We start from the raw sequence: 18,916 nt of genomic DNA, 5'->3' as shown, positions 1-18,916 counted from the left end.
TCGTCCCCGCCCCGGCCCCGGCCCTACGGCATCCGTCGACGGCGGCGCCGGGGGTTCGCCGTCCGGCTCGACGGGATTCCCGAATGTTTCGATCGAGGAACCGAAACTTCTTCTGCGGGGGGTATTGACGATCCATCGTCAACACCTCAATCATCCCTGTCTGAGACCCGGCCATAGTTCGAGATATCGAACCGCGTCGGCCCTGAGCAATCTGTGCTGCACGGCAGATCCACGCACAGCTGCACGGCAGATCCGCGCACCAAGGCACCTGCGCCACCCCGTCACGTTCCGGTGAGGTTCGCACCAGCGCATCCTGGCTCTTCGCGCAGTCGGAGAGGTACGCGACGCCGCGTGGCGGCTCCCCGGCTGAGCCGCGATGGAGTACCCCCATGCCTGTGTCGAATTGGGATCGTCCCGGTCCCATGCCCGCGGTGTCCGGTGGTTCCGTGCTGCCCGGGTTCCGGCCCGCCCCGTCCGTCTGCCGAGGCCGACGCATTCCCCCTGCGCTTCAGTCCTTCCGTGATTTCTACCTTGGAGGCACAGTCATGGGCTCGTATGCCCTTCCCAGACCCGTTATCCGCCGGAAGATCCGCGGCCTGCTGTTGGCGCTGGTCGTCGGCGTCCTCGCTGCGGTCGCCGCACTGCTCCCGCCGCCGACCGCACACGCCGCCGAGAACACGCTCGGCGCCGCGGCGGCGCAGAGCGGCCGCTACTTCGGCACCGCCATCGCCTCGGGCAGGCTGGGCGACTCGGCGTACACGACGATCGCGGGCCGTGAGTTCAACTCGGTGACGGCCGAGAACGAGATGAAGATCGACGCCACCGAACCGCAGCGGGGCCAGTTCAACTTCGCCGCCGGTGACCGCGTCTACAACTGGGCGGTGCAGAACGGCAAGCAGGTGCGCGGCCACACCCTGGCCTGGCACTCCCAGCAGCCCGGCTGGATGCAGAGCCTCAGCGGCAGCGCGCTGCGCCAGGCGATGATCGACCACATCAAGGGCGTGATGGCCCACTACAAGGGCAAGATCGCCCAGTGGGACGTCGTGAACGAGGCGTTCGCCGACGGCAGTTCGGGAGCCCGGCGCGACTCCAACCTGCAACGCACCGGCAACGACTGGATCGAGGTCGCCTTCCGCACCGCGCGTGCTGCCGACCCGGCCGCCAAGCTCTGCTACAACGACTACAACGTCGAGAACTGGACCTGGGCCAAAACTCAGGCCATGTACGCCATGGTCCGAGACTTCAAGCAGCGCGGCGTGCCGATCGACTGCGTCGGCTTCCAGTCGCACTTCAACAGCGGCAGCCCCTACAACAGCAACTTCCGCACCACCCTGCAGAACTTCGCCGCCCTCGGCGTCGACGTGGCCATCACCGAACTCGACATCCAGGGCGCCTCGGCCTCGACCTACGCGAACGTGACCAACGACTGCTTGGCCGTCCCGCGCTGCCTCGGCATCACCGTCTGGGGTGTGCGCGACACCGACTCCTGGCGACCGGAGCACACGCCGCTGCTGTTCAACCGCGACGGCAGCAAGAAGCCCGCCTACACCGCCGTCCTCAACGCACTCAACGGCGGCTCTTCTACGCCCCCTTCGGATTCCGGACCGATCAAGGGCGTCGGTTCAGGCCGCTGCCTGGACGTGCCCGGCACCAGCACCACCGACGGCACCCAGCTCCACCTGTGGGACTGCCACAACGGCACCAACCAGCAGTGGACGTACAACGCCGCCGGCGAGCTCAGGGTCTACGGCAACAAGTGCCTGGACGCCGCGGGCACCGGCAACGGCACCAAAGTCCAGATCTACAGCTGCTGGGGCGGCGACAACCAGAAATGGCGCCTCAACTCCGACGGATCCATCGTCGGCGTCCAGTCCGGCCTCTGCCTCGACGCCGTCGCAGGCGGCACCGCCAACGGCACCCTGATCCAGCTCTACTCCTGCTCGAACGGCAGCAACCAGCGCTGGACCCGCACCTGATGGGACCTGCCACACAAACGAAAGGGTGAATCGGTGAAGACCTATGGTGCGGCTTCCCCCGCCCCTCCACGCAGACATCGCTGGTGGTCCCGGGTCGCCGCCGTGGTGGCGGCGACCCTCGCGATCGGCATGCTCGCCGCGGTGAATCCGGCGCCCGCCGAGGCGGCGACGGTGGACACCAACGCCTGGTACGTCCTGGTCAATCGCAACAGCGGCAAGGCGCTGGACGTCTCCGGCGCGTCCGCCGCCGACGGCGCGCGGGTCAGCCAGTGGACGCGCAACGACGGAGCCCACCAGCAGTGGCAGTTCGTGGACTCCGGCGGCGGCTTCTACCGCCTCAAGGCCCGGCATTCGGGCAAGGTTCTCGACGTGGCCGGCGCCTCGACCGCAGACGGTGCCGCGATCCAGCAGTGGGCCGACCACAACGGGGCCAACCAGCAGTTCCGCCTGGCCGACTCCGACGCGGGCCACGTCCGGCTGATCAACCGCACCAGCGGCAAGGCGGTGGAGGTGCAGGGCGCCTCCAGCGCCGACGGCGGCAACGTCGTCCAGTACTCCGACTGGGGCGGCGCCAACCAGCAATGGCAGATGATCAAGCTGTCGTCAGGTGGCGGCGGCGGATGCGGCAGCGCCCCGACTCTGGCGAGCGGTACGCAAACGATTCAGAGCGGCGGCAAGAGCCGCAGCTTCATCCTCAGGGTTCCCGCCAACTACGACAACAGCCACCGCTACCGGCTGATCTTCGCGTTCCACTGGCGGGGCGGAACCGCCGGCGACGTCGCCTCGGGCGGCACGAGCGGGAACGCCTGGTCCTACTACGGCCAACAGGAACAGTCGAACAACAGCGCGATCCTCGTCGCCCCCCAGGGCCTCGGCAACGGCTGGGCCAATTCGGGCGGTGAGGACATCACCTTCGTCGACGACATGATCCGGCGCATCGAGGGCGGACTCTGTGTCAACCCGGCACAGCGTTTCGCCACGGGATTCAGCTGGGGCGGCGGTATGAGCTACGCACTCGCATGCAGCCGGGCGATCGTCTTCAGGGCCGTCGCGGTCATCTCCGGCGCTCAGATCAGCGGGTGCAGCGGCGGCAACCAGCCCATCGCCTACTTCGGAATCCACGGCATCAGCGACTCCGTCCTCAACATCGGGCAAGGACGGTCCCTGCGCGACAGATTCGTCAGCAACAACGGCTGCACCCCCCAGAGCCCGCGCGAGCCCGGGCCGGGCAGCCGAACGCACATCACCACCACCTACGCGGGCTGCCGTGCCGGATACCCGGTCCAATGGGCCGCGTTCGACGGAGGCCACATACCCGGGCCGGTCGAGGGCTCCTCCGGCGAGAGCGGCGTCACCACCTGGACCAAAGCAGAGATCTGGAGGTTCTTCGCACAGTTCCAGTGACACGCCCGCACCACGGAGTGGAGCCAGAATGATCCTGGCTCCACTCCGTCGACGTCCATCCCGGATTGAAGGACGGAGAGGTTCACTCACCGGCTCGACAGCGATGGCCATCACATCGTCTACGACCCGCGGCAGACCAGTGGGGTCATGGTGCGCGCCGCCTTCTGGTCCGTCGTCCCCGCTGTCGTCCACCTACCCTTTTTGTCCCACTGCCCGGCGTCCAGGACCTGCCTCTTTGCGGCTCCCCGGTCGTTCAGTGGCCGTCTCCCTGCCGACGGCTCGGCACCAAGCGGGTGCTGACGCCGATGCGGTTCCAGGCGTTGACGGTGGCCACCGTCATGACGAGCGCCGCCAGTTGCCGGTCGTCGTAGTGGGCGGCCGCTTCGTTCCACACCTCGTCGGGGACTCCCTCCGCGTCGAGGCGGGTGGCGGCGTCGGTCAGTGCGAGCGCGGCACGTTCGGCCTTGGTGAAGAAGGGGGACTCGCGCCAGGTCACGAGGGAGAACAGCCGTTCGTCCGGTTCTCCGCCGTTCCTGGCCTGGTGACTGTGCAGGGACACACAGAAGGCGCAGCCGTTGAGCTGACTCGCCCGCAGCTTGACCAACTCGCGCAGCGGCGCCGGCAGTGGGCTGGTCGAGAGGTACTGCTCCAGGCCCAGCATGGCCTGATAGGCGGCGGGCTCCAGCTCGGCGAGGTCGATGCGTGGGTTCACGGGTGCTCCAGGTGATCGGCCGGCGGGCGTCGGCCGCGCGGCATCGGGTTGCTTCCGGGCGGGTGTGGCACCTCAGCACGCTGCTCGAACCTGACATCGGCTTCGGGGGCGAGGCCGAGCTGCGGGCCGGTGAGCCGTTCGGGCGCCGAGATGAGGATGTTGTAGTGGTTCGGGAAGTGGCAGGCGTCGAATCCCAGGACCGTCCCCACCAGGCTCCCGCCGGCCCAGACCTCGTCGCCCCGGTCGATGACGCCGGCGCATCCGATCTCCACGAAACCAAGGAATCCGACGCGGTCGATCCGGGCGCCGGCGGCGGTCTCCGTGTGGTCGGTGGTCACCAGCTCATGCACCTCCCCACGGCGCACACACCGGCTCGCGAACTCCTCCAGAGTCATCCCCCGGTCGTCACGCCGGTGGGTGAGGACCTTCACCAGCCGCCCGTACACGGCGCGCTTGGCACCGTCCTCTCCGGGTGTCACGGGTGGCGTACCTCCTGTCCGGCACGGGGTCGGCCGAGGCGTTCGTACGCGTACGTGGCGGCCACCAGCTCCAGGGCGGCCAGACCATCGGGGCCGTTCGTGCGCCGGCCGGACAGGACGTCGGTGAAGTCCCGCAGGACGCCCACGTACTCGTGCCACAGGGACCCCTTGAACTCCGGATGACCCGCGAGCATGTCGGCACGGTCGACCGTCCCGTCGGCGAGTCGCACCTCGACCGTCTTGCGCTCGCCGGGACGGGACCAGTCGAGCACCACCCGGGCGGTCGCCGCGCCGGACGGGGCGGCCAACAGCACCTGCGCCTGCCGGTCGACGCCCCGCGCATCGCGGTGCACGGTTGCCTCCGTCACCCGTACGTCTCCGAGGAACAGGCGAACGAGATCGAACGCGTTGGGCCCGTTGTCGGCGACGCAGCCGCCCCCGCAGCGCTCCGGGTCGAGATACCAGCGGTCCCGACCGGCGTGCTCCTCGATCGTCTCCTCGTAGCGCACCGTCAGCGACACGATCGGCGCGCCGGAGGCGATGCGCCGGCGGAGCGCGTCGACCTCCCTGTTGTAGCGGCGGTGGAAGGAGGTGAACAGCACGGTGCCGCGCTGCCGGGACAGCCGCGCGAGACGGTGGCCGTCGTGCGGATGCGTGGCGAGCGGCTTCTCCACGCAGACCGCGCGTCCGGCCGCCAACGCGTCCCTGCACACCGGATAGTGCAGGTCGTTGGGCACGTTGACCACCACGGCGTCCAGGTCCGCGGCCCGCAGCAGCTCACGGTGGTCGCGGTAGCGCGGCACGTGCGCCGGTGCGGCGGAGAGCCGGTTCTCGTCGGTGTCGCACACCGCCACCAGCCGCGCGCACCCGGCTTTTTCGAGCGCGGCCAGGTAGAAGCGGGAGATGACACCGAGGCCGATGAGGCCGATGCGCGGAAGCGTCATGCCGGGCTCCCCGCCTCTGCGGGCCGGACGGGTTCCGGGAAGCCGAGACCGCTGTTCCGGGCCAGGTCGAGCATCTCCCGGTGCAGGGCCGGCTCCAGCGGGACGCCGTGAGCGCGCCGCTCCCGGGAGCGGGCCTCCTCCGGCCAGCCGGGATAGCGCACCGGTTCGTCCGCCCGGACCGGCGGACAGCCGAGGAGGGCACCGAACAAGTCGGCCGCGTCGGCGCGGAACTCCGCCTCGGGCCTGAGGCACCCGGGGGCCACGGCCAGCATGAAGCAGCCGATGTCATCGTCAGGGCCGGCCGGCTCCGCCGTCTCCTCCTGCGGGCCGATGCCGGCTCCGGGGACGAGCGCGGACAGTACCTCGACCAGCAGACCGAGCCCGAAACCCTTGTACGCGCCGGTGTCGGGGTCACCGCCGAGCCAGCGCAGGTGTGCCTGGCCGCGGTCGAAGGCGGCCGGGTCGGTCACCGGCGCGCCGTCATCGTCCTGCAGCCAGCCCGCGGGCACGCTCTGCCCGGCGCGGGCGGCGGCCCGGATCCTGCCGGTGGGAGCAACCGTGGTGGCCATGTCCAGGACGAACGGCGGCCGGTCGCCGGCCGGGGCGGCCAGCGCGAGCGGATTCGTGCCCAGCATGGGAGCCCGTCCGCCGATCGGGCGGACGATCCGCTGCCGGCCGCAGTTGGCGGTGACCAGGCCCACCATGTGGTGCCGGACCGCGCGCAGGGCATGGTGGCCGGCGCAGCCGAAGTGCGTGGCTCCCCGCACCGAGACCATGCCGACCCCGTACCGGCGGGCGCGCTCGACCGCCAGGTCCATCGCCTCGGCTGCGGCCCACAGCCCGAGCGCCCGGCGGGCGTCGAGGAGCACCGAGGCACCGCGGTCGGCGACGATGCGCGGCTCCGCACGTGCATCGCAGCGGCCCGAGTCGAGCAGTGGGAGGTAGAGCCGGGTGAGGTTGGTGATGCCGTGACTGGTGAAGCCCGTCAGGTCGCCGTGGCACAGTGCCTCGGCGGCGGTTCCCGCGCGGTCCTCGGGCAGTCCCCTGGCGCAGAGGACCTGCGTCACGAATGCGAGGAGGTCCGGGTACGGCACCCGTGCGGCGATGTCGCCGGCAGTGCCGGTGGCCTGCGGCGGGACGGCACACGGTCCGGAACGGGGCCTCGCAGCACCGGGGGCGGTTGCGTCTGCGGAGGCCGTGGAGGTGGTGGAAACCGTCGAGGTCATCGGGGAGAGATCCTGTCCGCGGCCGTGCCGGGCACGGCAGCTGAGTGAGCGTGAGAGGGGTCGCCGGCAGCGTCGCCGGGCGGCCCGTGGCGGACCCGGGCGACCAGAATGCGGGCGATCTCGTCGGCGTACCGGTCGAGGTCGTCCAGGTCGACGTACTCGCCGGCGGCGTGCGCGTGGTTGGTGTCCAGGTCGCCGGGGCCGAAGACCGCCGTGTAGCTGTCGGGTGCGTCCGCCATCCAGATCGCGTCGCAGGTGAAGGCCGGCTCCTCGTCGGGCCAGCGCACCAGGCCCGCGTGCCGTTCCAGCAGTTCCTCGGCCCACGGCGCGCGGCCTCGGCCGTCCAGCGCGGGCAGGCCGCGTTTGTGCCACTGCAGGGACGTGATCCGTGCCGCGTCCAGGGCTGTCCTGGCCAGGTCGGGGATGCCGGCGGCGCCGGAGGCGAAGTCGGCGAGTGCCTCGTGCAGCGCCTGCTCCAGCGCGGCCTCGGCGGCTCGGCCGGCCGGCCGTGACCCGTAGGAGATGTTGAGCAGCAGCCGGCCGGTGCCGTAGACCCGGTTGTGCCGTTCGCCGGTGTGCAGGCCGGCCACGCACACCCTGCCGTCGCCGATCCGCGACGGCAGGGCTCGGGCCAGGTAGTGGCTGATGTGCCCGAGCAGCACGGTCGCGTTGTGGCCGGCTTCGGGGCGGTCGTCCACGGCGTCCTCGCCCTCGACGCGGACCAGGGCCGTCATGGATGCCGTCGAGCGGGGCAGGAAGCGGTGCCCGGTGGGCTCGCAGAACAGGTTCATGCTGCCGGTGAACCCGTCCTCCACCAGCGGCCTGGTGCCGAACGTGCCCAGGGCGCCGCCTTCTTCCCCGGCGACCGCCTGGATGAGCACACCGACCCGGCTGCCCAGGGCCGGCTCGGCGGCGCGAGCGGCCCGGATGCCGGCGAGCAGGGCGACGGCGGGGCCCTTGGCGTCGATCGCTCCCCGGCCGGTGAAACGCAGGCCGTCGAAGCGGGCCGGCCACCAGCCGGCGACCGTGTCCAGGTGGACGTTGAACATCACCGTGTCCCGCCGCGGGAGTTCGGGGCCGAGGCGCAGCACCAGGCTGGGCTGCCGGGCCAGGAACGTCTCGTCCCGCGCCGCCTCCCGGACCGTGAGCGGCACGTCGTCCCGGCGCAGCGCTGCCGGATCGGGCGGGGCGTGGCGCAGCACCCGCAGACCGGTCGCCGCGGCGGCCGCCGCATAGGCCCGTCCGGCTTCCCAAAGGCGCACGGCGGGACCGTCGGTGCCGGTCTCCAGTGGCCCGGCTGTGGGAGTGGCGAGCAGTTCGAGCAGCAGGTTGTGATCGGCCGGCGTCAACCGGGCGGGAGGCGACAGGACCGCGGAAAGTGGCAGGGCGGCGGATGCGGCCGGGAAGGGAGGCCGGGTCGGAACGTCAACCATGCCGCTCCCCACCGGCGGGAATCCGGGCAGGCCGGGTTTCCTGCCGAACGAGCCGTTCCAGGCACCGCCCGTAGCGGACGAACGCCGCCACACCGTCGGCGTCGGTGGTGTCCTGGCCCTGGTGCGGTTGCAGATGGGTGTGCGGTTCGATGGACCAGGCACCGGTGTATCCGTGGTCGACGAGGGCGCCGAGGCAGGAGCGTACGCGGGACTCCCCGTCGCCCGGCAGTGTGTACGTGACCTGGCCGTCCGGCCCGGTCCGGGCGTCCTTGACGTGCACGTGAGCGACGTGGTCGATGATTTCGTCCAGCAGCGCGCGGGCGTCGTAGCCGTGAGGCACGCCGTTGCCCATGTCGAACAGCAGCCGCAGCGCGGGACCACCGGCGCGGTCGAGGAGCTGCCGCATCCGGTCGGCCCGGGTGCCGGCCCAGCCGCTGCAGTTCTCGTGCAGCAGCACCAGCCCCTCTTGCTCGGCCTGCCGGACCAACCGGGCCATCCGGTCCAGCGCCCGCCTGCCCCACTCCTCTTCGTCCAGGCCGGCGTTGGGGTAGGACATCACCCGGACGAACCGGGTGCCCAGGGTGGCGCAGCGTCGGGCCAGCTGCCGCAACTCCCGCACGTCGTCCTCGAAGCGCCCGGTGATCGGGCGGCTCCAGTTGGCGATCCGGGAATCGACGCAGACGACGTCGAGACCGGCTGCCGCGACCCGGTGGGCCAGGGCGGCGAAGGCCCGGTCGTCGAGGTCGGCGACCGCGACGCCATCGATGGTGCGCAACTCGATCGCCCCCCAGCCGAGTTGGCGCAGGGCCTGAAGCTGCCCAGTGAGGTCCGCCGCGGCCTCGTCCCCGATGCCCGCGAACCGGATACCGGGGGCCGCCGGTCCGCTCGGGGCGTCCTCGGTCACTGCGGGCCGGGACTCCTGGGGGCCCGCTCCGGGAAGGTCAACGCCCATGCGAGAGGGCCTCCTTGCGAGAGTGCGTGCCGTCGGCGGGAGACAGGGCCGCCAGTCGTTTCGCCTCGTCCAGCAGCTCGACCGTCCGTACGTGCAGGCCGAGGTCGCCCGCACCTCCGTCGCCGCCCTCGGCGTAGCCGCGATAGGCGTCGGTCAGACATGCCGCGAGTGAGTCGTCACGGAGGACCTCGCGGGTGGTGTGGCCGTCACGTGTGATCTCCAACTGTGCGAAGTCGTCGTCCTGGCCGACCGCGTAGTGCCCGACGACGCTTCCGTCGTCCATACCGAGGACGATCCGCCGCTGACGTACCGGTGCGGACAGGTCGGACAGCACCTCGCTGCGGATCCCGCCCGTGTGCAGCAGTTCGAGGTGCGCACCGCCCATGTTCGGCACCGTCGTCGTTCCCACCCGAAGGTCGGCGCAGCGCGCGCCGCGCACCTGCGCGTCACCCAGCAGGCGCAGGAGGAGACCCACCGCGTGCGGCGCCTCCACGTCGAAGGCGGAGGTGTGACTGCTGGTGGTCAGGGAGCGCCGGAACCGGGGCTTGTGCTGGGTGACGGACACGGAACGAACAGCGCCGGGCTCCCGATGGCCCACCAGTTGGACGAGACGCCGGGTCAGCGTGCTGTGCAGCCAGGGCGCCACCACGGACAGGCGCAGCTCGTGTTCCCGTGCGAGCCGCAGGATGCACCGCAGCGTGTCCAGGTCGCCGGCCAGCGGCTTCTCCATGAGAATCCGCGAGAACCCGAGCCCCGCCACCTCGCGGAGCACCTCGGCGCGCACGGCGGGGGGCGTGCACAGATGGACGACGGTCCGCGCCGGGTCGAGAAGATCGCGCGCCTGGCGCAGAGATTCGGCGATCAGCAGATCCCGCCGCTCGGCGCGGGCGGTGTCGCCGGGATCCACTCCCACGATCGGGTGGTCGGCGAAGGTGCCGAGTACGTGGGACCGGGCACGCGACAGCACCGGCACGTGCAGCCCCAGTCCCGAGCGGCCCAGGCCGACGATCAACGTGTACAGCAAGGCTCGACCCCCTTTTTCGCGCAGTCTTTTCGAAAGTCGCACACCGGTATGATTTCGCGTGCGAATGCGACGTGGAGTGCACCGGGTGCAGGCTGGCGAATGGAATCGAAATTTTTCTGCTTACCCATCCCGTCCGTCCCTGAAACATGCAAGGCAGTCCTCACGGAATGCGCGGAGAAAGGGTCGTCGCGACCTCGGCGCATCGTATCCGATGGTGGCCTGCCGTGTGTGTGGCCGCCATTTTTGCGTCCCGCGACAGGATGGCTGGAATTCACGTCGATGAGGGCTGTGGTGTCCGGCCGGGCCGGACGATGCGGCTCAGACTGGCGACTCAGGTTTCACGGCCGAACCCGTGGACGAAAACAATCGGCCGTGACGCGGTGTCCGGAGAGCGGAAAAAATGTTTCTGCGCTCCTCCGGTGACACCTCTCTCCATTGACAGGCCTGGAAGGATGCCAGTAATCATGTACCTTGCAGCGAGACTGAATCACCCTTGCGGAATCGGAAAAGTCACTTTTTCGGATTCCCGCAGTTTCGGATGCGAGAAAGCAGGATTTCTCCGCAGCTTTTCGACGACGAGGAGTGAGATGTCCAACAAGACTGCCCAGGCCGAACGTCTCCGGCAGCGCTTCGCGCTGTACGACACCAACGGGGACGGGCGTATCGAGCGCGGCGACCTGGAGGCGGAGGCCCGGCGCATCGTCGAGGCCTTCGGTGAGCAGGAGAAGTCCCCCAAGGCGCAGGCGCTGCTGCAGGCGTACCCGCACATGTGGGACTACATGGTGGAACAGGCCGGCCTCGACGCCGGTCAGTCCCTGACGGTCGAGCAGTTCGTCGAGATCGCCGACGCCCAGATGCTGAGCCAGGGCGCCGTCGGCTTCAGCACCATGCTCCGGCCCAGCATCCGCGCGATGGTCGACCTGTGCGACGTCGACGGCGACGGGGAGGTCGACCAGCAGGAGTTCCGGAAGTGGCTCGGGGCCATCGGCAGTGACATCGACGCGGACGAGGCGTTCCGCCAGGTGGACACCGACGGCAGCGGACGGCTGTCCGTCGACGAACTCGTGGCCGCTGTGGGGAAGTACCACGCGGGTGAGCTCGACGCCCCGCTGCTGGGTGTCTGACGCGCGGACCTACGGCAGGGGCCGCTCCGAACGAGGGTCGCCCGGAGCGGGCCCCCGTCCGCGGACACTGATGAGCCCCGCGGGCGCCAGGAACGGATTCATGTCCGCCGAATCCCGCGGAACCGGCCGACGGGCCGTGTCCGCAGGGCCGGCGCCGGAAGCCGGGCGTCTCCTGGTGCGAGCCGCACTGGCGCTGCTGTGTCTGGGGCAGGGGGTGCCCGGCGCGTGGGCTCTGTTCGCGCCTCGATCGTTCCATGACGCGTTTCCTCTCCCGGCTTTCGCGTGGGTGACCAAATTCCCCCCGTACAACGAACACCTCGTGCGTGACCTAGGTGCTCTGTCGCTCGGTCTGACTACGGTTCTGCTGTGGGCCGCTGTTCGTCCCGAGCGGTCTCTGGTGCGGGCGGCGGCCTTCGGCTGCCTCGCCTTCACGATTCCGCACCTGGTATTCCACGTGGCTCATCTCGGGCGATTCCAGACCGTGGACGTGGTGGGGCAACTCATCTCTCAAATCGCCCCGATCGCCGTGGCGGGGATGGTCATTGTGCTGAGTCGGCGAAGTAATGGCGCGGGCGTATAAATGCGCCTCCTCTTTTCTTCTCACTCGAAAGAGTGGGTTGGTGAAGCCGGTTCAGGTAAGTATCTGAAGCGCAGGTCCCGAAAAGAAAAACGAAAGGAAGAAGCGTGAGCACTTCCGTACAGGAGCAGCGACTGCGTCGCCGCTTCGACATGTGGGACAAGAACGGCGACGGCACCATCGATCGCAGTGACTGGGAAGGCGAGGTAAAACGCATTCTGCTCTCGTTCGGGGAAACCGAAGGTTCCCCGAAGGGCCGGGCTCTCACCGACGCGTACCTCGGCATGTGGGATCACATCGCGGGGCAGGCCGGAGTCGGCCGCGACGGGGCACTGGGCTTCGACCGGTTCAAGGCGGTGGCGGCGGAGCAGGTGCTCGACCGCGGGGAGGCCGGCTTCGACCAGGTGCTGCGTCCGACGATCAGCGCGATCGCCGACCTGTGCGACACCGACGGTGACGGTCAGGTCAGCCCTCGGGAATTCCAGCGCTGGATCGTCGCCATCGGCAGTGACGAGTCCGCGGCGGGCACGGCGTTCAAGCTGATCGACACTGACGGCGACGGTCAGCTGTCCGTCGACGAGCTGATCGCGGCCGTACACCGCTACCACTCCGGTGAGCTGGAGTTCTCCCTGCTCTGACCCGTCCGCGATCCACCGGTCCCCGCGTCCGGCGCTCCCCGGCCCACGAGGAGCGTCGGCGTACCCCCGACCGGGCAGCCCGATCCGCCTCGGCGCCACGAAAGGAAACATGTCCAGCGCATCCCCCGGACCGAGGAACGGCAGGCGCGGCCGGGCGACCGGCACCGCGGACGACACGTCGGTACAGGTGCCCTTCTTCACCCAGGCCCGGACCTTCGAAGCGCTCTGGCCGGACATCCGTACCCGGCTCACCGAGGTCTTCGACAACGGCAAGTTCTCACACGGCAGGCAGGTCGCCCGCTTCGAGGAGGCTCTGGCCCGGTGGACCGGCGCACGCTACGCGGTCGGCGTGAACAGCGGCACCGACGCCCTGGTGCTGTTGCTGCGCGCCTGCGGCCTGCAACCAGGTGACGAGGTCGTCGTCCCCGCCTTCACCTTCGTGGCCTCGGCCTCCTGCGTCGTGCTGGCAGGCGGCCGCCCGGTCTTCGCCGACATCGACCCCGTCACCTACACGATCGACCCCAAGTCCGCGGCCGACTCGGTCACTCCACGCACCCGCGTGATCATGCCCGTCCACCTGTTCTGTCAGATGGCCGACATGGACGCGCTGCTCGACGTCGCGCACCACCACCGGCTGACCGTGGTGGAGGACAGCGCCGAGGCCATCGGCATGCGATGGAACGGCGTCCATGCCGGGCTCCTGGGAGCCGGTGGCGTGCTGTCGTTCTTCCCCACCAAGACACTGGGGGCCATCGGCGATGCCGGGGCGATCCTCACCGACGACCGCCGACTCGCCGAGGCCGCGGCGGCGTTGCGTCACCACGGGCGCTACGGCCGGACGCTGGCCCACTTCCCGGGCATCAGCAACGAGACCACCGTCAACGGCGTCAACAGCAAGATGGACGACATCCAGGCGGCCGTCCTCCTCGCCAAACTGACCCGGCTGCACGAGGACATCGCGCGCAGGGCCCGGCTCGCCGCCGCCTACACGGAACGGCTGACCGGCACGCCCGGCGTACTGCGGCTCCCCACCGTGGTGCCCCGCACCGCACAGACCCACCCCGTCTTCTACGTCTACCTCATCGAGGTCGAGCGGCGTGACGAACTGGCCGCGTACCTGGCCGAGCACGGCGTGGGCACCGAGACGTACTACCCGGCCCCGCTGCACCTCCAGGAGTGCTTCGCCCATCTGGGATACCGCCGGGGCGACTTCCCGCACGCCGAGAGGGCCTGTGAGCACACGATCGCCCTCCCGCTGTACCCCGACATGAGCCTCGACGACGTCGACACGGTGTGCGACCTGGTTCGCCGCTTCACGACGAGGAGGCCCGCGTGACAGTTCCCTTCTTCGCCCCGGACCTCTTCGAGGACGACCGGCAACTGCTCATGGACCTCGTCCACGACATCGGCACCGCGCCGGAACAGAGGTTCCTGCTCGGCGAGCACACCGCCCGATTCGAGGAGGCCCTGCGCGACTCGCTCGGCGCCGCCGACGTCGTGGCCTGCTCCAGCGGCACCTCCGCGCTGACCCTTGTCCTGCACGCCATGGGCATCGGACCCGGCGACGAGGTGGTCGTACCGGCTTATGGCTGTGCTCCGCTGGCCAATACCGTGGCAGGGCTGCGGGCGACACCGGTCTTCGCGGACGTCGACCCGTGGACGATGGTGGCCGACCCGGACGAGGTGGAGCGGGCGATCACCGACCGGACCAGGGCGATCATGCCCGCGCACATGTTCTCGGTGATGGCCGACATGCCCCGCATGAGCGAGATCGCCCGGCGTCACGGCGTGCGCCTCGTCGAGGACTCGGCAGTCGCGCAGGGCGGTCTCCTCGACGGCCGCCCCGCCGGGACGTGGGGCGAGGCCGGAGTGTTCTCCTTCGTCCAGGTCAAGACCTTCGGAACGGTCGGCGAGGGCGGCGCCGTCGTCACCATGAACCCCGAACTCGCCCGTACGGTCAGGTCGTTGCGCAACCACGGGCAGAGCGAGCGCTTCGTCTACCCGCGCACCGGCTACAACAGCCGGTTCGACGAGGTGCTCGCCGCCTTTCAGCTCCACCGGCTCCCCGCCTTTCCCGGACTGCTGGAACGCCGGGCCCGCATCGCCGACTACTACACCGACCGCTTCACGCCGCTCGCCGAGCGCGGTGTGCTGCCCCCGCCGCCGGGCCGCAACGGCCGCTGCTTCTACGTGTACTCGCTGCTCGCCGAGGAGCGGGACGAACTGCAGCGGTACCTGGCCGACCGGGGCATCGAGAGCCACGTCTACTACCCCCTCCCGCTGCCGCACCAGGCCGCCTTCAGCCGGTTCGCGCCCGTCGACCGCAGCTGGCCGCACGCTCAGAGCGCCAGCCGACGCCAACTGGCCATCCCGGTCCACCCGCGCCTCACCGACGCCCAGGTGGAGCACATCGCGGACACGGTCTGCGCCTACGCGGGGCTGAGCAGCAGCCGCTGACCGAACACACTGGAAGGAGCGGAGCAGATGACGACCCGCACCGAGGCCGGACCGTTCCCGTCCGGAACGGCACGTCCCGAGAGCAAGATGCGCAGCTACGCCCGGCTGGGCAAACTCGACGTCTACGACTACTACCCCAGCGTCGCCGTGGCACTGTCCGCGGTGCTGCTGCCCGTCTCCGGTCTGTGGCCCGCGACGATCGTGACGCTCACCCTGTTCCTCTTCGGCGCGGTCTGCGTCATCGTGGCGATGGTCGCCCTCGACGACGTGACCGGCTACCGCGACGGCAGCGACGCCGCGAACTACGGCCCGGACGACCCGCTGCGCAACAAACTCCGCAAGCCGCTCGTCGCGGGGACCCTGACCCTGCGCGAAGCGCTCGGTTTCGGGTGGGCCACCGCCGCCGCCGGCGCCGCCCTGTGGGCCGCCGCCGTGGCGGCCGCCCCGCATCGGCCCACCTGGGCAGTGGTGCTGATCGCGGCGCTGTTCGTGGTCTCCGTCCAGTACTCCTACGGGCTGAAGATCAGCTACCACGGCTTCCAGGAGATCTTCCTCGTGGGGCTGGGCGCGGCCCTGGTGATGGGCGCGTACGGGCTCGCGGCCGGCCACTTCTCCGGGTTCGTACTCGTGCAAGGGGTGCTCTTCGGTTTCGGACCGCTGCTGTTCGGCGTGTACTCCAACACCAACGACATCCCCGGGGACCGGGCCGTCGGGCGTCGCACCGTGGCCTGCCTGGTGTCGCCGAAGGGCAACGCCGTCTTCATCGGGTCGCTCTCCGCGGCGGAATTCCTGACCGGCGCCGTCGCCTCCGCCGTCGGGATCGCCCCGTGGTGGTTCGTGTTCCTGATGCTGCCCGTCACCGCGCTGCGCGTGCGGCAGTACCGCACCGGCTTCCGCCAGGGGGACATCATGCGCGCCCGCAGGCTCGGCTTCCCCGCACACCGGATCAGCACCCTGCTGCTGATCACGGCGAACCTGATCGTCGGCGCGGGGGCCACCGGATGAGCCCTGATCTCGACGTGGCCGTGGTCGGCGCAGGCATGGCCGGACTGACCACCGCGCACGAACTGCGGCGCGCTGGCCTCGACGTGCGGGTCTACGAACAGCACGAGCACGTCGGTGGCAGGATGCGCAGCTTCCGGCACGCCGGATACACCATCGACGAGGGTGCCGAACAGATCTCGGAGCAGGGCTACCGCGCGACCTGGGAGCTGCTGGCGCGGCTGGGTGTGCCGAAGGGCGACGTGCCGCGCATCGGCAGGTCGGTCGGTGTGTGGCGCGGCGGGCGTGCCCACCCCGGCGTGGCGGACCCCTCCGCGGTGCTCACCGGCGCGGGGCTCTCACCTCGTGCACGGTTCGACCTCGCCCGGCTCCTGGCCTGGACGGGGTCGCACCGCCGGAAGTTCGACGCCGACCACCCCGAACGGACCCCGGCAGGGGCCCTGACGGTCAGGGAGTTCGCCCGCCGGTACCACAGGGACGTGCACGACTACCTGCTGCAGCCGGTCGCCGGAAGCTTCTTCGGCTGGGACACGGCGCGCTCCGCCGTCGCACCGATGCTCAGCCTGCTGTCGGAGGTGGGTCCCGCTGCCGGCTGGCGGACGTACCGCGACGGCATGGACCTGCTCGCCCGGCGGCTGGCCGAGGGGCTCGACGTGGTCACCGGCAGTCAGGTGCACGAGGTCGTCACCGAGGAAGGCCGCGCGCGGCTGCGCGTCGGGAACGACAGCGTCACGGCGCGCTCGGTGGTCCTGTGCGTGCCCGCCCCGGTTGCGGCGCGCCTGCATGCCAACGCCCCCGCCGACGAGCTTTCGTTCCTGTCGGCCTGCACCTTCACTCCCGCGCTCAAGGTCAGCTGCCTGCTGGACCGGCCGCTCGCGCCACCGTCCCGCAAGCCGCTGTATGTCCTGCTGACGCCGGAAGCGGAGGACAGCGTGCTCTCCGCGATCATCGTGGATCACGCCAAGCACCCGGACCGGGTGCCCGCGGGCAAGGGACTGCTGACCCTGATGGCCGACGCCCGCACCATCCCCGAACTGCTGACCGCGCCGGAGCGGCAGACGGCCGACCGGCTCGTGCGGGCAGCCACCCGGTACGTACCCGGTCTGGAGACCACCGCCGGGCGCCATTTCGTGCACGCGTTCACCCATGGCCTGCCGGAAGCGACTCCCGACGCCCTGCGCAGACGAGGCGGGTTCATGGCGCGTGCCGCACGGCCGGTCGAGTACGCCGGGGACTGGGTGATGCTGCGGCCGGCCAGCGAAGGCGCCGTACGCTCGGGCGCGCTCGCGGCCTCTCGCGTCCTCAGTCGGCTGCGGCCACCGCGGGCCCTCGGACGGACACGCCCCAGCTCCCGTCCCACCGAGGAGAACGTTTCGTGAAACCACACGACATGAGCGTCCTGTTCGACGAGTGCGCCGAGCATCAGGTCGGCACGCGCTTCCACCTGGACCGGCCGTTCGACATCGACGCGGACGCCCGGACCCACCACACGCTCCCACAACTCGCCACGCTCGTACGGGAGGCGGCCGGCTGGCTGGACGCCGCAGGGGCCGGCCCCGGCGACCGGGTGGCGATCGTCAAGGACAACCACTGGGACTACGACCTGCTGGCCTGCGCAGCCGTGCGCGTCGGCGCCGTCCCCGCGCAGCTGTCCGCGCACCTGTCCGGCGAGACGCTGGGGACGCTGCTGGCCCGGCTCGGCCCCGCTCTGCTCGTCACGACGGCCCAGGTGCTGGAACGCGGCCGGAAGGAAGGCGCCGACCTGGCCTCGGCCGCACGGGCCACCCTGGTCCTGGACGGCGCCGTGCCGGGGACGCTGGGCATGGACGACGTACGCGGACACACCGCTCCCGGGCCTCGCCGACGACACGACGACGAGCCCCTGGTGATCCACCACACGTCGGGTACCACCGGTGTGCCCAAGCTGGTGGTGCACTCCACCCGAACGATCGTCGGGAAGCTGGCGCGGTTCGAGAGCGTGCGGTGGCCGCGGATCGGCCTGCGACGCAGCGACGTTCTCGCCAACGCGAGCGCGTTCGCCCACGGCAGGACGTTCTGCTGGACCGCGAGCGTCCTGTGCATGGGCCCCGCCGCGATCTCGATCATCACCACGCAGGACCCGAACCTCGCCGACCCTGTGCTGCGCGCCCATCCGCCGACCGTTCTGGAGGCACTGCCCGCCTCGTTCGTGCGCTTCCAGCCGCTGACAGAAGGACTGGACAACCCGTTCCGGCGCGTCCGTATGGTCATCAGCACGTACGACGCCGTGCATCCCCCCACCGTCCGTGCCTACCTCGGGGCGAGCCGGCACCGCGGTCCCGTGTGGATGGAGGGATGGGGGCAGACCGAGACGGGACCGCTGACCTTCCGCTTCCACACCCGGCGGTCCGTCCGCCGGGCGGCGGGCGGGGCCGGAACCCGGAACCTCGGACGTCCGGTGCCGGTCAAGACGCGGCTGCGGGTGGTCGATCCCGACACCCACCGGCCCCTGCCGAGGGGGCAGGCGGGCCTGGTACTCGCCAGGACCGCCGCCTGCGCCCTGGGCTACGTCGGCGAGGAAGACCGCTGGGCGGCCAAGCGCCACGGCGGCTGGTGGAACACCGGCGACATCGGCGCCCGCAACCGCGACGGCAGCATCGAGCTGCTCGACCGCGAGGTGGACCGCGCGCCGCAGCTCAGCTGCCTGCGGACCGAGGACCTCCTGGAGACCCGGCTGCCGCAGGCCATGGAGTGCGTCGTCCTCGCCGAGCCGGGCCGGGACCCGCTGCCCGTCGTGGTCACCGCCGACGGCGAGGTGGACGGGGCCCGCTGGAAGGAGGCGGTGCGCGACCTGCCGCCGCTGCGCGAACCGGTCGCACTCACCTGGGACCAGGTACCGCGTACGGGCACCGGCAAGGTGCGGCGCGGGGAGCTGCTGCACCGCCTCACCGGACGGACCGACACCTACGGCTCCGGCCGGTGGACCTGA

At 70.6% G+C, this 18,916-nt stretch carries 17 protein-coding genes; 10 read left to right on the top strand and 7 right to left on the bottom strand.

Annotation, left to right across the window (positions count from 1 at the left end; genetic code table 11):
• Positions 1-545 precede the first annotated feature (545 nt).
• On the top strand, positions 546-1,976 hold the full coding sequence (locus tag ACIBNA_RS13690; RefSeq protein WP_399165394.1) for an endo-1,4-beta-xylanase: 1,431 nt from the start codon (positions 546-548) through the stop codon (positions 1,974-1,976).
• 102 nt (positions 1,977-2,078) lie between these two features.
• Positions 2,079-3,380 carry an RICIN domain-containing protein gene (locus tag ACIBNA_RS13685; protein ID WP_399165501.1) on the top strand — a complete coding sequence of 434 codons (1,302 nt, stop codon included), beginning with the start codon at positions 2,079-2,081 and terminating at the stop codon, positions 3,378-3,380.
• A gap of 253 nt (positions 3,381-3,633) precedes the next feature.
• Here the strand turns inward: ACIBNA_RS13685 and ACIBNA_RS13680 are convergent, their stop codons facing one another.
• The 7 genes from ACIBNA_RS13680 to ACIBNA_RS13650 form a co-directional block, all read right to left on the bottom strand.
• On the bottom strand, positions 3,634-4,092 hold the full coding sequence (locus tag ACIBNA_RS13680; RefSeq protein ID WP_399165393.1) for a carboxymuconolactone decarboxylase family protein: 459 nt from the start codon (positions 4,090-4,092) through the stop codon (positions 3,634-3,636).
• The gene (locus tag ACIBNA_RS13675) at positions 4,089-4,571 is read right to left on the bottom strand and encodes a DUF6917 domain-containing protein (protein ID WP_274814213.1); all 483 of its coding nucleotides are present in this window, start codon (positions 4,569-4,571) and stop codon (positions 4,089-4,091) included. Before ACIBNA_RS13675 ends, ACIBNA_RS13680 begins: the two co-directional genes overlap by 4 nt.
• The gene (locus ACIBNA_RS13670) at positions 4,568-5,515 is read right to left on the bottom strand and encodes a Gfo/Idh/MocA family protein (protein WP_399165392.1); all 948 of its coding nucleotides are present in this window, start codon (positions 5,513-5,515) and stop codon (positions 4,568-4,570) included. Before ACIBNA_RS13670 ends, ACIBNA_RS13675 begins: the two co-directional genes overlap by 4 nt.
• Positions 5,512-6,582 (bottom strand): Ldh family oxidoreductase, encoded by a 1,071-nt coding sequence (locus ACIBNA_RS13665; RefSeq protein ID WP_399165391.1) that lies wholly within the window; start codon positions 6,580-6,582, stop codon positions 5,512-5,514. Before ACIBNA_RS13665 ends, ACIBNA_RS13670 begins: the two co-directional genes overlap by 4 nt.
• 155 nt (positions 6,583-6,737) lie before the next feature.
• Positions 6,738-8,174 (bottom strand): M20/M25/M40 family metallo-hydrolase, encoded by a 1,437-nt coding sequence (locus tag ACIBNA_RS13660; protein WP_399165390.1) that lies wholly within the window; start codon positions 8,172-8,174, stop codon positions 6,738-6,740.
• Positions 8,167-9,126 carry a sugar phosphate isomerase/epimerase family protein gene (locus ACIBNA_RS13655; RefSeq protein ID WP_399165389.1) on the bottom strand — a complete coding sequence of 320 codons (960 nt, stop codon included), beginning with the start codon at positions 9,124-9,126 and terminating at the stop codon, positions 8,167-8,169. Before ACIBNA_RS13655 ends, ACIBNA_RS13660 begins: the two co-directional genes overlap by 8 nt.
• Positions 9,116-10,150 (bottom strand): Gfo/Idh/MocA family oxidoreductase, encoded by a 1,035-nt coding sequence (locus ACIBNA_RS13650; protein ID WP_399165388.1) that lies wholly within the window; start codon positions 10,148-10,150, stop codon positions 9,116-9,118. Before ACIBNA_RS13650 ends, ACIBNA_RS13655 begins: the two co-directional genes overlap by 11 nt.
• A gap of 587 nt (positions 10,151-10,737) precedes the next feature.
• Here ACIBNA_RS13650 and ACIBNA_RS13645 point away from each other — a divergent pair.
• From ACIBNA_RS13645 to ACIBNA_RS13610, 8 genes are all read left to right on the top strand, one after another.
• Positions 10,738-11,274 (top strand): EF-hand domain-containing protein, encoded by a 537-nt coding sequence (locus ACIBNA_RS13645; protein WP_399165387.1) that lies wholly within the window; start codon positions 10,738-10,740, stop codon positions 11,272-11,274.
• 100 nt (positions 11,275-11,374) lie between these two features.
• Entirely contained in the window at positions 11,375-11,854 is a 480-nt protein-coding gene (locus ACIBNA_RS13640; protein WP_399165386.1) for a hypothetical protein, read from the top strand.
• Positions 11,855-11,958: 104 nt separating this feature from the next.
• The gene (locus tag ACIBNA_RS13635; protein ID WP_399165385.1) at positions 11,959-12,489 is read left to right on the top strand and encodes an EF-hand domain-containing protein; all 531 of its coding nucleotides are present in this window, start codon (positions 11,959-11,961) and stop codon (positions 12,487-12,489) included.
• A 109-nt stretch (positions 12,490-12,598) separates the two neighbouring features.
• Complete coding sequence (locus tag ACIBNA_RS13630) at positions 12,599-13,825, top strand: DegT/DnrJ/EryC1/StrS family aminotransferase (protein ID WP_399165384.1); 1,227 nt, start codon at positions 12,599-12,601, stop codon at positions 13,823-13,825.
• Positions 13,822-14,946 (top strand): DegT/DnrJ/EryC1/StrS family aminotransferase, encoded by a 1,125-nt coding sequence (locus tag ACIBNA_RS13625; RefSeq protein ID WP_399165383.1) that lies wholly within the window; start codon positions 13,822-13,824, stop codon positions 14,944-14,946. The genes ACIBNA_RS13630 and ACIBNA_RS13625 overlap by 4 nt, the downstream gene beginning before the upstream one ends.
• 27 nt (positions 14,947-14,973) lie before the next feature.
• Entirely contained in the window at positions 14,974-15,951 is a 978-nt protein-coding gene (locus ACIBNA_RS13620; protein WP_399165382.1) for a UbiA family prenyltransferase, read from the top strand.
• Positions 15,948-17,327, top strand: coding sequence for a protoporphyrinogen/coproporphyrinogen oxidase (locus ACIBNA_RS13615; protein WP_399165381.1), 1,380 nt, complete (start codon positions 15,948-15,950; stop codon positions 17,325-17,327). The genes ACIBNA_RS13620 and ACIBNA_RS13615 overlap by 4 nt, the downstream gene beginning before the upstream one ends.
• Before the next feature lie 11 nt (positions 17,328-17,338).
• Positions 17,339-18,916, top strand: coding sequence for a class I adenylate-forming enzyme family protein (locus ACIBNA_RS13610; RefSeq protein WP_399165500.1), 1,578 nt, complete (start codon positions 17,339-17,341; stop codon positions 18,914-18,916).

The sequence above is a fragment of the Streptomyces sp. NPDC050164 genome, from assembly GCF_044459945.1.
GTDB classification, from domain to species: domain Bacteria; phylum Actinomycetota; class Actinomycetes; order Streptomycetales; family Streptomycetaceae; genus Streptomyces; species Streptomyces coeruleorubidus_A.
This window is presented reverse-complemented; position numbering and strand designations above follow the sequence as displayed.

Coding starts and splice junctions, on each gene's coding strand:
- ACIBNA_RS13670 (WP_399165392.1), bottom strand. CDS start 5,515: ATGACGCTTCCGCGCATCGGCCTCATCGGCCTCGGTGTCATCTCCCGC.
- ACIBNA_RS13620 (WP_399165382.1), top strand. CDS start 14,974: ATGACGACCCGCACCGAGGCCGGACCGTTCCCGTCCGGAACGGCACGT.
- ACIBNA_RS13645 (WP_399165387.1), top strand. CDS start 10,738: ATGTCCAACAAGACTGCCCAGGCCGAACGTCTCCGGCAGCGCTTCGCG.
- ACIBNA_RS13640 (WP_399165386.1), top strand. CDS start 11,375: ATGTCCGCCGAATCCCGCGGAACCGGCCGACGGGCCGTGTCCGCAGGG.
- ACIBNA_RS13615 (WP_399165381.1), top strand. CDS start 15,948: ATGAGCCCTGATCTCGACGTGGCCGTGGTCGGCGCAGGCATGGCCGGA.
- ACIBNA_RS13660 (WP_399165390.1), bottom strand. CDS start 8,174: ATGGTTGACGTTCCGACCCGGCCTCCCTTCCCGGCCGCATCCGCCGCC.
- ACIBNA_RS13690 (WP_399165394.1), top strand. CDS start 546: ATGGGCTCGTATGCCCTTCCCAGACCCGTTATCCGCCGGAAGATCCGC.
- ACIBNA_RS13630 (WP_399165384.1), top strand. CDS start 12,599: ATGTCCAGCGCATCCCCCGGACCGAGGAACGGCAGGCGCGGCCGGGCG.
- ACIBNA_RS13655 (WP_399165389.1), bottom strand. CDS start 9,126: ATGGGCGTTGACCTTCCCGGAGCGGGCCCCCAGGAGTCCCGGCCCGCA.
- ACIBNA_RS13610 (WP_399165500.1), top strand. CDS start 17,339: ATGAGCGTCCTGTTCGACGAGTGCGCCGAGCATCAGGTCGGCACGCGC.